The sequence below is a fragment of the Cellulomonas persica genome (assembly GCF_007989825.1).
Lineage (GTDB): Bacteria > Actinomycetota > Actinomycetes > Actinomycetales > Cellulomonadaceae > Cellulomonas > Cellulomonas persica.
Window position 1 is genome coordinate 197,019 of record NZ_BJUA01000002.1, and the last position, 13,413, is coordinate 210,431.

Sequence of the window (13,413 nt, forward strand, 5' to 3'; positions counted from 1 at the left end):
CACCGACCGCCGCGCGGCGGGCGCCCACCGGGTGTCCCGCCGCGCGGCGGCACTGGAGACCTCATGCGCACCGCTTCCCACCGCATCGCTGCTGCACGCGTCCTGGCAGGCGCCGCTCTCGCCGCGTGCGCGCTGCTGGCCGGCCCCGCCGTCCCAGCGGTCGCCGCACCGGACCCGTCGGTGTCGGCGACGCCCGCACCCACGGGCACCGTCACGTGGACGGTGCAGCCGGCCACGGCCGACGGGCCGGACGGCCGGATCTCGCTGCGCCACGTGCTCGACCCCGGCGCGTCCGTCGAGGAGCACGTCGCGGTCACGAACTTCAGCGACCGCGACGCGACCTTCGTGCTGTACGCCGGCGACGGCGTGGTCGGCGACACCGGCGACTTCGACGTGCCGTTCGGGCCGGACAGCCGCCAGGACGCGGGCGCATGGGTCGAGCTCGGCGAGGTCGAGGGGGCGCAGCGCCTCGACGACGGGCGCCTGCAGCTCACGCTCGGTCCGTCCTCGACGGTTCTGGTGCCGCTGACGATCAGCGTGCCCGCCGACGCGGCGCCGGGGGACCACCCCGCCGGCGTGGTGGCCGAGCTCGTCGACGGCGGGTCCGAGGTCAGGCTCGCGGCGCGCGTCGGCACGCGGCTGCACCTGCGTGTCTCGGGGGACATCCAGGCCTCCGTGGTCGCCGACGAGGTGGACGCGCGGTGGGAGCCGTCATGGAACCCGTTCGGACCGGGCGCCGTGCGGGTCCGGTACGTCGTGCGCAACGCGGGCGACGTGCGGCTCGGGGCGCGGTCCACGGTGCAGCTCGCGGGGCCCGGCGACACCGGCTCCGCGGAGGCGGTCAGCGAGGTCCGTGAGGTCCTGCCGGACCGTTCCGCGCTCGTGGAGGTGACGCTCCCGGTGTGGCCGCTGCTGCGGGCGAGCGGCGGCGTCGAGGTCACGCCGCTCGTCGTGGGCGAGGACGTCGTCGAGGTGAAGCTGGAGCGCACCACGGCCGCGGTCGCGGTGTGGACGCCGCCGTGGTCGCAGCTCGCGCTGGTGCTCCTCGTCGTCGCAGGCGTGCTCCTGGTGCGGTGGCTGCGACGGCGCTCCGCGCGGCGCGTGCAGGCGCACGTCGCCGCGGCCCTCGCCGCGGCGGGGGTGGACCCAGCGCGTGCAGCCGGTCCGTCGGGAGCGGGACCCCGTGAGCCGGACCGGGCGGGCCGGTCGGTCGGGACGCGCGCCGACGAGGCGACGCCCTGACCTCCCCGAGGTGGCCGGCCGGGCCGACGTCGGCCGCCTCGCAGGTGCGCTGGACGACGCACCCGGCGAGCGTGCGGTGAGTCGCTGTGGTGCCCCCGGAGGGACTCGAACCCTCATGCCTCGCGGCGCTCGATTTTGAGTCGAGTGCGTCTGCCAGTTCCGCCACGGGGGCGCGGTTCGCCACCCTATCGGGTCGGCCCCGAGCGACGCGGCCGCGAGCGGCCGCAGGGGCGGCGTGAACGGGCTCACACGGCGCGACAGCGGTGCGACGACGCGCCCGCCCAGTACGCTGTGTCCGTGACCAAGGACGCCACCCCCGATCCCGCCCAGGCAACGCCCGACCTGGAGCCCGCGGCCCCGAGCGCGCCGTCGAGCGGGCGCCCGGCCCGACGTGCGGTCGTCGCCGAGGACGAGGCCCTCATCCGCATGGACGTCGTCGAGACGCTGCGCGACGCGGGCTTCGACGTGGTCGGCGAGGCGGGGGACGGCGAGCAGGCGGTGGCGCTCGCGACCGAGCTCAAGCCCGACGTCGTCGTCATGGACGTGAAGATGCCGGTGCTCGACGGCATCTCGGCCGCTGAGCGCATCGCGAAGGAGCACGTCGCCCCGGTCGTCCTGCTCACGGCGTTCTCCCAGACCGAGCTCGTCGAGCGGGCGCGCGACGCCGGCGCGATGGCCTACGTCGTCAAGCCGTTCTCGCCCGCGGACCTGCTGCCGGCCGTCGAGATCGCGATCTCCCGCTACGCGCAGATCAGCGCGCTCGAGTCCGAGGTCGCCGACCTGTCCGAGCGGTTCGAGACCCGCAAGCGCGTGGACCGCGCCAAGGGGCTGCTGATGACCAAGGGCATGACCGAGCCCGAGTCGTTCCGGTGGATCCAGAAGACGTCCATGGACCGGCGTCTGACGATGCGTGAGGTCGCCGACGCCGTGATCGAGCAGATCGGCGGCGGTTCCTGAGCCCCGAGCCGCACGGCTCCTGAGCCCCCGTCCGCCCCGGTCCTCGACCGGAGGCGGCGGGGGCTCAGTCGTGCGTGGGCGCGGTCAGCTCGACGTCGACGACGAGCGCCCGGTGGTCCGACACCCCGGTCGCGACGGACCGCGCCGGGCCGGTCGCGGCGACGGGGCCGTCGGCGAGCACGTGGTCGATCTGCGACGTCGGCGCGTGCACGGGGTACGTGAGCGCATCCGCGAGCGAGGTCAGCCCGGTGACGCGCGCCGCGGTCGTCGGCCCGAGGTTGAGGTCGCCCAGGACGACGAGCGGGCGCGGCAGGTCGACGACCGCGTCGACGAGGTGGCGCGCCTGCGCCGCGTTCTGCCCGGACATGAACGACAGGTGCGCGCAGACCGCGGTGAGCGGGCCGTCCGGCGTGTCGAGCGTGGCGACCACGGCCGCCCGGGGGTGGTCGTGGATCGGCCGGGGCAGCCGCCGGCCGGACCGGTGTGCCCACGTGACCCCGCGACGCCGGGGGAGCCGCACCGTGCGCCACGCCGCGACCGGGTAGCGCGTGAGGAGGGCGACCCCGTACGCAGGCCCGCTCGGGGCCTCGTCGTGCCTCGGCTCACGCCACAGCCCGACCGGACCGCGCAGCGTCACCGCCAGACGCGCGTCGGCCGCGCCCATCGCCTCGGCCGCGACCGCGGTCAGGTCGGCACGGCTCGAGCGCAGCTGGCGGTGGTCGACCTCCTGGAGCGCGAGGACGTCGGCGTCGAGGGCACGGACCGCGTCCGCGAACCGTGCGACGTCCACCCGACGTGAGCCGGAGACGCGGCCGTGCTGCACGTTGAAGGTCACCAGACGCATGCGTCGATTGTGGCGCGGCGACGCTCGGCAGGCGCCTCGGACCGTCTCCCGGGTCGGAAGCACACGTCTCAGCCAGCGAACAGGCCCTTTCGGGTGAGCGGTTTCATCACAGGTTGGCAACGAAGCGTCGGACGATCTTGGCGGATACATCCCGGATACAAACGATGGTTACCGTCGCGTCACGTTTGCACCGGGTACCGATCCCTCGGGCCCCGGGACGCACCCCTCACGGAGAGGTTGAACGCCCATGGTTCGTTCTCATCACGCGATGAAGGCCGCGGCTCTCGCCGGCGCGGTCGCGCTGGTCCTGACCGCCTGTGGCGACAGCGGCTCGTCCGACGACGAGACCCCCGACGCCGCCGCCAGCACCGAGGCCTCCGGCTCGGGCGGCGGTGAGGGCGGCGCGCTGGTCATCGGCACGCTCCTGCCGCAGACGGGTTCGCTCGCCTTCCTCGGCCCGCCCGAGATCGCCGGTGTGGACCTCGCGGTGAAGGAGATCAACGAGAACGGCGGCATCAACGGAGAGGACGTCGTCGTCAAGCACGCCGACTCCTCGGACGCCGACCACGCGGACGTCGCGCCGCAGTCGTGGACCGACCTCCAGAGCCAGGGCGTCCAGGCGGTCATCGGTGCCGCCTCGTCGTCCGTGACGCAGCTCGTCGTCGACGACATCACCAACGCCGAGGTCGTCATGGTCTCGCCCGCCAACACGGCGACGAGCCTGTCCGGCTACAGCCCGTTCTACTTCCGCACCGCACCCCCGGACACGGTGCAGGGATCGGCGCTCGGCAACCTGATCGTCGAGGACGGCATCGAGAACCTCGGCGTCCTGGTCTTCAACGAGGAGTACGGCACGTCGCTGCGCGACGTCGTCAAGGAGACGGTCGAGGGCGCCGGTGTCACGGTGACGTACGGCAACCAGGGCGAGGAGTTCGACCCGACCGCCTCGTCGTTCGCCGACCCGGTCGCGGGCGTCATGACGTCCAACGGCGGTGCGGCGCCCGACGGCATCGCCATCATCGCGTTCGAGCAGACGAAGTCGATCGTCCCCGAGCTCGTCGCGGCCGGCTACCAGGGCCGCGTCTACATGGTCGACGGCAACACGGCCGACTACTCGAAGGACTTCGAGGCCGGCACGCTCGCCGCGTGGACGACTCAGGGCACCACGCCCGGCGCCTACCCGGACGACTCCTTCAAGGAGCGCATGCTCACGGTCGACCCCGACCTGAAGGACTACGCGTACGGCCCCGAGTCGTACGACGCGGCCATCCTCATCGCGCTCGCCGCGCTCAAGGGCGGTGGCGTCGACGGCGCGACGATCCAGAAGAACATGGCGGCCGTCTCGGGCGCCGACGGCGGCACGGAGTGCGAGGGCTTCAAGGAGTGCGCCGACCTCATCGCGAAGGGTGAGGACATCGACTACAAGGCGGCGTCGGGTGCTGGTCCGTTCAACGCCGACAACGACCCGTCGTCGGCGTTCATCGGGATCTTCCAGTACAACGACGACAACACCTACACCTGGCAGAAGGCGGTCGAGGGCTCCGTCACCGAGTGATCGTCCGCTGAGCTGACGACGTCGGCCCCGGTGGTCCCTGGTGACCACCGGGGCCGACGCGCGTCCGGGGGACGGACCGGGCACACGGGGGCGTGTGTGCCGCTCCGGTCGGGCGGCGGACGCGGCGGGTACGCCAGAGGGGCCCGGGCCGCTGATGCGTCCCCGGGCCCCTCGTCGTGTGAGGTCAGGCCTCCGGTGCGTCCTGCGTCCGGGCGTCCGTGGCTGCGGGGTCCTTCGCCGCGGCCTCGACGTCCGTCGCGAGAGTCCCCAGGTACAGCTGGATCACCTTGGGGTCGTGCATGAGCTCGCGCCCGGGACCGGAGTAGGCGTTGCGGCCCTGGTCGAGCACGTAGGCGCGGTCGCAGATCTGCAGGCAGCGCCGGGCGTTCTGCTCGACGATGACGATCGACACGCCCGCCTTGTTGATCTTGCGGGTGCGCAGGAACGCCTCGTCCTGCCGGACGGGGGACAGGCCGGCCGACGGCTCGTCGAGCAGCAGCACCGACGGCTCCATCATGAGCGCGCGACCCATCGCGACCATCTGGCGCTCACCTCCCGACAGCGAGCCGGCCCGCTGACGGCGGCGCTCCGCCAGGGCGGGGAAGATGTCCGTGACGAACTCGAACCGCTCCGCGAAGCGCTTGTGGTCCTGGAAGATCCCCATCTGCAGGTTCTCCTCGATGGTGAGCGAGGGGAACACGTTGTTGGTCTGCGGTACGAACCCGACCCCGCGGCGCACGAGCTTGTCCGCGCGCTGGTTGGTGATGTCGTCGCCGCCGAGCGTCACCGACCCCGCGCGGATCGGGACGAGGCCGAACAGCGCCTTGAGCAGCGTCGACTTGCCGGCGCCGTTCGGGCCGATGATCCCGACGAGCTCACCGGGGTGCAGCACGAGGTTGCAGCCGTTGAGGATGTCGACGCCGGGCAGATAACCCGCGTAGAGGTCGCGAGCATCGAGCAGAGGCTCTCCGTCGGGCGCTCCGCGGTGCACCTCGGGTGACGTGGTCTGCGTCGTCACTGCGTCGCCTCCTCGGCCTCGGCCTCTGCCTCGTACTGCTCGACGACGTCGTCCTCGAGCAGGCGGTCGTCACCGAGGTCCGTGTCGTGGTGCGCACCCAGGTAGGCGTCGACGACCGCCTGGTCCTGCATGATCGTCTCGGGCGGGCCCTCGGCGACGATCCGGCCCTCCGCCATGACGACGACCCAGTCGGAGATGTGGCGGACCATGTGCATGTCGTGCTCGACGAACAGCACGGTCATTCCCTCGTCGCGCAGGCCCGTGATGTGGCCGAGCAGCGACTGCGTGAGCGCTGGGTTCACGCCGGCCATCGGCTCGTCGAGCATGACCATCGTGGGGTGCGTCATGAGGGCACGCGCCATCTCGAGGAGCTTGCGCTGCCCGCCGGACAGGCTCCCCGCGAAGTCGTCGGCCTTGGTGTCGAGCTTGAACCGCTCGAGCAGCTCGTAGGCACGCGCCGTGATCGCGGCCTCCTGCGAGCGCCACACGGACGGCAGGAGCGACGCGAGCAGGTTCTCGCCGCGCTGGCCGGTGGCACCGAGCCGCATGTTGTCGATCACCGTCATGCGCGACAGCGCCTTGGTGAGCTGGAACGTGCGGACCATCCCGGCGGACGCCATGCGCGCCGCGGTGCGGCCGTGCACGGGGCGGCCTTCGAACGACCACTCGCCGACGTCCGCCTTGTCGAACCCGGTTAGCAGGTTGAACAGCGTGGTCTTGCCCGCGCCGTTCGGGCCGATCAGGGCCGTGATCGCGCCACGCTGCACCTCGAGGTGCTCGACGTCGACCGCGTTGATCCCGCCGAAGCTCCGGCGGACGCCGTCGGCGACGATGATCGGGTCGGGCTTGGGCGCGCCGGGCACGCGCGGCACCGCCGCGAGGTCCTTCGCGATGCGCTCGCGAGGCACCACGCCCGCGCCGCCCACGCGCGCGTCGGGGGCGGGCGTCGGGGGAGTCTCAGCGGACATCGATCGCCAGCTCCTTCTTGTCGCCGAGGACTCCTTGTGGTCGGAAGATCACGAGGAGCATGAGGGTCAGTCCGACGAGCATCCAGGAGAACGCCTCGGACTGCGTGCTGGTGATGAACGACAGCTCGGCGTCCCGCAGGATGCTCTTGACGAGCATGAACACCGTCCACAGCAGCACCGAGCCCAGGACGGGCCCGAACACCGTCGCGGCGCCGCCGAGCAGCAGGATCGTCCAGATGTTGAAGGTCGTCGTACGTCCCATCGCGTCGGCCTGGACCGACGTCGGGAGCGTGTAGAAGATGCCGGCGATCGCACCACCGATGCCGCCGAGGACGAGCGCCTGCATCTTGTAGCCGTAGACGTTCTTGCCGAGCGCCCGCACGGCGTCCTCGTCCTCGCGGATGCCCTTGAGCACGCGACCCCACGGGCTGCGCATCCAGCGCCACACGAGCAGGCAGCCGATCGCGACCGCGACCCACGCGACGAGGCGCAGCCACCACGAGTTCGACGTGCAGTTCGGGTACGTCCAGAGCCAGAGCGTCGTCGAGCCGTCCGGGAACGGGCAGAGCGACTCGAACGACTCCTTGTAGCCGTCGCCGCCGGACAGGCCGGAGTTGCCGCCGGTGAGCGAGGTGAGCGACGTCGAACGGCTGATGATGCGCACGATCTCCGCGGCCGCGATCGTGACGATCGACAGGTAGTCGCCGCGCAGCTTGAGCGTCGGGATGCCGAGCAGGATGCCGAACAGGACCGCCGCGACCATGGCGGCGATCACGGAGGCGAAGAACGGCCAGCCGGCGATCGCGGTGATCGCGTAGGCGTAGGCGCCGAGCAGCATGAAGCCCGCCTGCCCGAAGTTGAGCAGTCCCGTCATGCCGAAGTGGATGTTGAGGCCGATCGCCGCGAGCGCGTAGGCGGCGGTCGCGGGTGCGAACGCCTCGCCGGCGACGTTGGTGAGGATCCGGGTCCAGTCCATGGTGTCCCTCCTGGCCTCAGCCGATCCGGTCCCGGCGACCGAGGATGCCCTGCGGTCGCACGAGGAGGACGAGGATGAGGATGAGCAGCGCGCCGGCGTACTTCATGTCCGACGGGATGACGAGGCTCGACATCTCGGCGACCACGCCGATCACGAGCGAGCCGGCCAGGGCGCCCCACGCGGTGCCGAGACCGCCGAGCGTCACGGCCGCGAACATCAGCAGCAGCACGGTCCCGCCCATGTTCCAGGCGGTGGACTGGAAGTACAGGCCGACGAGCACGCCACCGAGCGCGGCGAGCCCGGCGGCCCCGGTCCAGACGATGCGGATCACGCGCTCCACCCCGATGCCCGAGGCTGCCGCGAGGGCGGGGTTGTCGGAGACCGCGCGCGTGGCGCGGCCGGTGCGCGTGTAGAGCAGGAAGACCGCCGCCGCCGCGAGCACGGCCGCGGCGATGCCGGCCGAGAGCAGGCTCTGCACGGTGAGCGTCACGGGGCCGATCGCCACGGGCTTCGGGTTCGTCGTGTCGATCCGCAACCGGCCGCCGCCGAGCAGGAACTGGAAGAGGTACTGCAGCACCATCGACAGACCGATCGTGACGATCATCTGCTGGGTCAGCCCGACCCTGCGGCGCCGCAGCGGCCGCCAGATGCCCGCGTCCTGCAGCCATCCCGAGGCCGCGCCGCAGAGCGTCGCCAGGATCGCGGCGAGCCACAGGTCCATCCCGACGACCTGCACGAACGTGTAGGCGAGGATCGCGCCGAGCGTGACCTGCTCACCGTGCGCGAAGCTGCTGAGCCCGGTCGTGCCGTAGATCAGGGACAGGCCGACCGACGCGAGGGCGAGCAGCAGGCCGAACACGAGGCCGTTCGCGAGCTGCTGCATGACGCGCTTGCCCGAGACCCCTCCGGTGGCGGACGAGTCGCCGCCGGAGGGCCGGTCGGTCGTCGGTGCTGTCGTGGCACCCTGCGTGGGCTCCGCCGACGGCGCAGCGCCGGTCGGTTCTCCGAGCGGGAACAGCGCGCGGGACTGCGAGTTCAGGAGCACCTTGACGGTGCGCGTCGTCGCGGACGGGTCGCGCAGCTGCTCGCCCTCGGGCAGGGTCGCCGGGTCGATCGTGACGGTGTACTCGCCCGCGGCGGTCACGGGTACGGACCAGACCCCGTCGTCGCCGGTGGTCACGGTGCTCGACCCACCAGCTCCCTCGACCGTGATCGAGACGCCGGCGGCCGGCTGGCCCTCCGCCGTCTTGACGGTGCCCGTGACGCAGCCGGTCGTCGCGTCCGGCGTGCACGGTTGCGAGGCAGCCGCGTGCGCGGGCCACGCCTGCAGCACGACCGCGATCAGCGCGGCGACGAGGAGCGTGACCGCTCCCGTACCCCTCCGCATGCGCAGCGATGCCGTGGCCTGGCCTCGAGTCGTGCTCGGTGCTCGTCCTGGATGGGCGAGAGCGCTCACCGAGGACCTCCGTCCTGTGCTCGCAACACCGTCCCGGGGATCAGGCGGTGGTCCTGCGTGTCAGCTCGTCGTCGTTCCGCTTCGTTCCGTGCTCCGTGCTGTCGCCGCGTCCTGCTCCCGAACGGGTGGCGCGACCGGCGCGACACTGCGTCCGGACGTGCACCGTGCGGGGCTACCGGTCGGTACGGACGCGAGCCGGGCCGACGTTAGGCACTGATTGTGTCCGTCTCGTTTCGGGTTGCCCAGAGGTAGGTTGCATGTCGCACGATCGGACGTATCGTCGCCCGATGTCACAGACGCGCCCGGATCGTACCGATGCTCGGCGTGTCGCGCGGACCTGCGGGTCGCAGCGCTGAGGCAGGACTAGGCACAGCAGCCCGGTGTGGGCCATGATCGACGTCGGCGCCGTCGTGGGCAGCGAGGCGTGCCGGAGTCCGGAGCCCCCTCATCCGCCGGAGGTACACGACCGTGCGTCCCGGAGTGCAAGCACGAGCTGCGCTGCCCGAAGACCTCGACGACCTCGTCCACCTGTGCCTCGAGGCGCGCAAGGAGGCCGGGACCGGAGCTCAGCTCTGCACCGACGACACCGACCGGCTGCGGCGGCAGCTGGGAGCGCTCCTCGCGGTCGACGGCGGCATCGTGCTCGTGGGGACGCTCGACGACCAGCCCGCGGGCCTGCTGCTCGGTCGACTCGTCGGCCCGAGCCTGTTCGCCGACGGGACCTCGCTGGCGCTCGAGGCCATCTACGTCCTGGGCACGGCGCGTCGTCGTGGGCTCGGCCACACCCTCCTGGCCCACGCCGCGGGCGTCGCCGAGCAGAACGGCGCCGCCGAGGTGTACGCCGCCCCGCTGCCCGGTGCGCGCGGCATGCAGCGCTTCCTCGCGCGGCTCGGTTTCGCTCCCGCCGCGGCCTTCCGGGTCGCCGGGACGGCAGCCCTGCAGCGCCGGCTCCAGCACGACCACGGCGCGGCGAGCGTCGCGGTGCGCCGCCCGTCGTCGCGCGGCCTCGAGGACCTCATCGCGCGTCGCCGTCAGGCGCGCGCGGCGCGTCAGCCGTCGGAGGCGGACCAGGCGGGCACGGGCGTCGGCCTGCGGATCGACCGCGCGGTCGGCGTGGTGCGCAGCGTCCCGCTCACCGGGCGTCGATGAGCATGCAGGTCAGCCGGGCGGTGCACAGCCGCCTCCCGGACTGGTCCTCGATCACGACGTCGTAGGTCGCCAGGCTCCGTCCGAGGTGCACGGCGCGTGCCGTCCCGGTGACGACGCCCGCCCGGGCCGACCGGTGGTGCGTCGCGCTCAGCTCGATGCCGACGGCCGTCCGCCCGGGTCCCGCGTGCACGACGGCGGCGTAGGAGCCCAGCGTCTCGGCGAGCGCTGCCGTCGCGCCGCCGTGCAGCAGCCCGAACGGCTGCGTGTTGCCCTCGACCGGCATCGTCGCCACCGCGCGCTCCGCCGAGAGCTCGGTCACCTCGATCCCCAGACGTTCGATGAGGGTGCCCCGCTCGGCGAGGCGGGGGTCGGGTGCGAGCGCAGGAGTGTCGGACATGGCAGATAGGTTGGCACCCGTGAGCGACGAACAGCCAGCCGCCCGTCCCGCCGGACCCGCCCGCCTCCTGCTCATCGACGGCCACTCGATGGCGTACCGCGCGTTCTTCGCCCTCCCGGTGGAGAACTTTGCGACGTCGTCGGGTCAGCCGACGAACGCGGTGTTCGGCTTCACCTCGATGCTCGCGAACCTGCTGCGCGACGAGCAGCCGACTCACGTCGCCGTCGCATTCGACCTGGGACGTACGACGTTCCGCACCGAGCGCTACGAGGCCTACAAGGGCACCCGGGACGCCACGCCCGAGCCGTTCCGCGGCCAGGTCGACGTGATCCGGCGCGTGCTCGAGCCGCTGCACATCCCCGTCATCACCAAGGAGCGGTACGAGGCGGACGACGTGCTGGCCACGCTCACCGAGCAGGCACGCGCGCAGGGCATGCAGGTGCTGATCTGCTCGGGGGACCGGGACTCGTTCCAGCTCGTGCGCGACGACGTCACGGTGCTCTACCCCGTCCGCGGCGTCTCCGAGCTCGCGCGCATGACGCCCGAGGCGGTGACCGCCAAGTACGGCGTGCCGCCCGAGCGCTACAGCGACCTCGCCGCGCTCGTCGGCGAGACGTCCGACAACCTCCCGGGCGTGCCGGGCGTCGGGCCCAAGACGGCCGCGAAGTGGCTCACGCAGCACGGCGACCTCGCCGGGGTCGTCGCCGCCGCGGACCGGATCACCGGCAAGGCGGGGGAGTCGCTGCGCGAGAACCTCGCCCAGGTCCAGCTCAACCGCGAGCTCAACCAGCTCGTGACCGACCTCGAGCTGCCCGTGGGCCCCGAGGACCTCGAGGTGCGCGAGTGGGACCGCCAGGCGCTGCACACCATCCTCGACGAGCTCGAGTTCCGCACGTTGCGGGACCGGCTGTTCGCGATGCTCCCCGAGCAGTCGAGCGTCGCCGCGGTCGCGGTCGCGGCGGCCGCGCTCGAGCTGGACGAGCTCGCGGAGGGTGCGCTCGGGCCGTGGCTCGCGGCGCGGTCCGGCGCGGTGCTCGGCCTGGACGTGCGGGGCAACGGCGCACCGTCCGGCGGGGACGCGTGGGGTCTCGCGGTCGCCGACGCGGACGGGCGGGCCGTCGTCGTGGATCTCGCGCAGGTCGCCCCCGTCGACGAGCAGGCCCTGGCGGCGTGGCTCGCCGACCCGGCGGCCGGCAAGGTCGTGCACGGGGCCAAGGTCGCGGCGCACGCGCTGCGGGGCCGCGGACTGGCCCTCGCGGGCGTGGTCGACGACACGGAGCTGGCCGCGTACCTCTGCCAGCCGGACCGCCGCGCGTACGACCTGCCCGACCTCGCGATCGGGTACCTGCACCGCGAGCTCGGCGAGGACGATGCCGCCGACGGCGCGCAGGGAGCTCTCGACCTGGAGCTGGACGGCACGGGCGAGGACCGTCGCGCCGCGGTGCGCGCCGCCGCGGTGCGCGACCTCGCCGACGTGCTCGCCTCCGAGGTCGCCGACCGCGGCGCCGCGCACCTGCTGTCCGACGTCGAGCTGCCCCTGCAGGACGTGCTGGTCCGCGTCGAGGCCACGGGGATCCAGGTCGACGCCGAGCGCCTGCGCGAGCTCGAGCGGTCGTTCGACGCGCAGGTGACGCGTGCCGCGGACGAGGCGTTCGCGGTGATCGGGCGCGAGGTCAACCTCGGCTCGCCCAAGCAGCTGCAGGAGGTCCTGTTCGACCAGCTCCAGATGCCCAAGACGAAGCGGATCAAGACGGGCTACACGACGGACGCGGCCGCGCTCACCGACCTGTTCGCGCGCACGCAGCACCCGTTCCTCGAGCACCTGCTCGCACACCGCGACGCGATCCGGCTGCGGCAGACGGTCGAGGGGCTGCAGCGCTCGATCGCGCCGGACGGGCGGATCCACACCACGTTCCAGCAGACGATCGCGGCGACGGGCCGCCTGTCGTCGACGGACCCGAACCTGCAGAACATCCCGATCCGCACGGAGGCGGGACGGCAGATCCGGCGCGCGTTCGTGGTCGGCCCGGGCTACGAGACGCTGCTGACGGCGGACTACTCCCAGATCGAGATGCGCATCATGGCTCACCTGTCGGGCGACGAGGGGTTGATCGCGGCGTTCCGCTCGGGCGAGGACCTGCACAGCTACGTCGGCTCCCGGGTGTTCGGCGTCCCGACCGACCAGGTCACGGCCGCGCAGCGGTCCAAGATCAAGGCGATGTCCTACGGCCTGGCGTACGGGCTCTCGGCGTTCGGCCTGTCGCAGCAGCTGTCGATCGAGCGGTCCGAGGCTGCCACGCTCATGGAGGACTACTTCGAGCGGTTCGGCGGCGTGCGCGACTACCTGACGGGCGTCGTCGACACGGCGCGTGCGACGGGATACACGGCCACCGTGCTCGACCGTCGTCGCTACCTGCCGGACCTCACGAGCGACAACCGGCAGCGCCGCGAGGCGGCCGAGCGCATGGCGCTCAACGCGCCGATCCAGGGCAGCGCGGCCGACCTCATCAAGCTGGCGATGCTGGGGGTCGACCGCGAGCTGCGTCGCCGGGGCCTGACGTCACGCATGCTCCTGCAGGTGCATGACGAGCTCGTGCTCGAGGTCGCGCCCGGCGAGCGCGACGAGGTCGAGCAGCTCGTCCGCGAGAAGATGGCGGACGCCGACGCGGCGCTCCCGGGCGGTCGCCTGGACGTCCCGCTCGACGTGAGCGTCGGCAGCGGCGCGAGCTGGCACGAGGCCGGCCACTAGCCCCGCGACAGCCACCCTGGCGTACCGACAGGGCGCGGGCCGAGGCGACACGCCTGGCCCGCGCCCCGTGCGTGGTCGTCCACCACGCGGGACGGGAGCCCT

The 13,413-nt window shown here is 72.7% G+C and carries 11 protein-coding genes and 1 tRNA gene; 5 read left to right on the forward strand and 7 right to left on the reverse strand.

Annotated features, from left to right (window positions below):
* Positions 1-63 precede the first annotated feature (63 nt).
* Complete coding sequence (locus CPE01_RS02690; protein ID WP_146805101.1) at positions 64-1,242, forward strand: COG1470 family protein; 1,179 nt, start codon at positions 64-66, stop codon at positions 1,240-1,242.
* Between the two features lie 87 nt (positions 1,243-1,329).
* Here the strand turns inward: CPE01_RS02690 and CPE01_RS02695 are convergent.
* Positions 1,330-1,414 (reverse strand) — tRNA-Leu (locus CPE01_RS02695).
* Between the two features lie 125 nt (positions 1,415-1,539).
* Between CPE01_RS02695 and CPE01_RS02700 the strand changes: the two genes are divergently transcribed.
* Positions 1,540-2,199, forward strand: a complete 660-nt coding sequence (locus tag CPE01_RS02700; protein WP_146805102.1) for an ANTAR domain-containing response regulator — start codon at positions 1,540-1,542, stop codon at positions 2,197-2,199.
* Between the two features lie 64 nt (positions 2,200-2,263).
* Here CPE01_RS02700 and CPE01_RS02705 read toward each other — a convergent pair whose 3' ends face one another.
* The gene (locus CPE01_RS02705; RefSeq protein WP_146805103.1) at positions 2,264-3,043 is read right to left on the reverse strand and encodes an endonuclease/exonuclease/phosphatase family protein; all 780 of its coding nucleotides are present in this window, start codon (positions 3,041-3,043) and stop codon (positions 2,264-2,266) included.
* A gap of 247 nt (positions 3,044-3,290) precedes the next feature.
* On the opposite strand from CPE01_RS02705, the gene CPE01_RS02710 reads away from it, so the two are divergent.
* Positions 3,291-4,598 carry an ABC transporter substrate-binding protein gene (locus tag CPE01_RS02710; protein ID WP_146805104.1) on the forward strand — a complete coding sequence of 436 codons (1,308 nt, stop codon included), beginning with the start codon at positions 3,291-3,293 and terminating at the stop codon, positions 4,596-4,598.
* Between the two features lie 184 nt (positions 4,599-4,782).
* Here CPE01_RS02710 and CPE01_RS02715 read toward each other — a convergent pair whose 3' ends face one another.
* Genes CPE01_RS02715 through CPE01_RS02730 form a run of 4 tightly spaced genes read right to left on the reverse strand, consistent with a single transcriptional unit; the run spans position 4,783 to position 8,947 of the window.
* Positions 4,783-5,589: an ABC transporter ATP-binding protein gene (locus tag CPE01_RS02715; protein ID WP_371861974.1), complete on the reverse strand. Its 807-nt coding sequence runs from the start codon at positions 5,587-5,589 to the stop codon at positions 4,783-4,785.
* A gap of 23 nt (positions 5,590-5,612) precedes the next feature.
* Positions 5,613-6,584 carry an ABC transporter ATP-binding protein gene (locus CPE01_RS02720; RefSeq protein WP_146805106.1) on the reverse strand — a complete coding sequence of 324 codons (972 nt, stop codon included), beginning with the start codon at positions 6,582-6,584 and terminating at the stop codon, positions 5,613-5,615.
* Complete coding sequence (locus tag CPE01_RS02725) at positions 6,574-7,560, reverse strand: branched-chain amino acid ABC transporter permease (RefSeq protein WP_146805107.1); 987 nt, start codon at positions 7,558-7,560, stop codon at positions 6,574-6,576. The genes CPE01_RS02720 and CPE01_RS02725 overlap by 11 nt, the downstream gene beginning before the upstream one ends.
* Positions 7,561-7,576: 16 nt before the next feature.
* Positions 7,577-8,947: a branched-chain amino acid ABC transporter permease gene (locus CPE01_RS02730; protein ID WP_146805108.1), complete on the reverse strand. Its 1,371-nt coding sequence runs from the start codon at positions 8,945-8,947 to the stop codon at positions 7,577-7,579.
* A gap of 549 nt (positions 8,948-9,496) precedes the next feature.
* Here CPE01_RS02730 and CPE01_RS02735 point away from each other — a divergent pair.
* Positions 9,497-10,165, forward strand: a complete 669-nt coding sequence (locus CPE01_RS02735) for a GNAT family N-acetyltransferase (protein WP_246783688.1) — start codon at positions 9,497-9,499, stop codon at positions 10,163-10,165.
* Here the strand turns inward: CPE01_RS02735 and CPE01_RS02740 are convergent.
* Positions 10,149-10,562: a PaaI family thioesterase gene (locus CPE01_RS02740; RefSeq protein WP_146805110.1), complete on the reverse strand. Its 414-nt coding sequence runs from the start codon at positions 10,560-10,562 to the stop codon at positions 10,149-10,151. The two genes, CPE01_RS02735 and CPE01_RS02740, sit on opposite strands and share 17 nt — an antisense overlap.
* Between CPE01_RS02740 and polA the strand changes: the two genes are divergently transcribed.
* The gene (gene polA / locus CPE01_RS02745; RefSeq protein WP_146805111.1) at positions 10,561-13,311 is read left to right on the forward strand and encodes a DNA polymerase I; all 2,751 of its coding nucleotides are present in this window, start codon (positions 10,561-10,563) and stop codon (positions 13,309-13,311) included. The two genes, CPE01_RS02740 and polA, sit on opposite strands and share 2 nt — an antisense overlap.
* Positions 13,312-13,413: the final 102 nt, after the last annotated feature.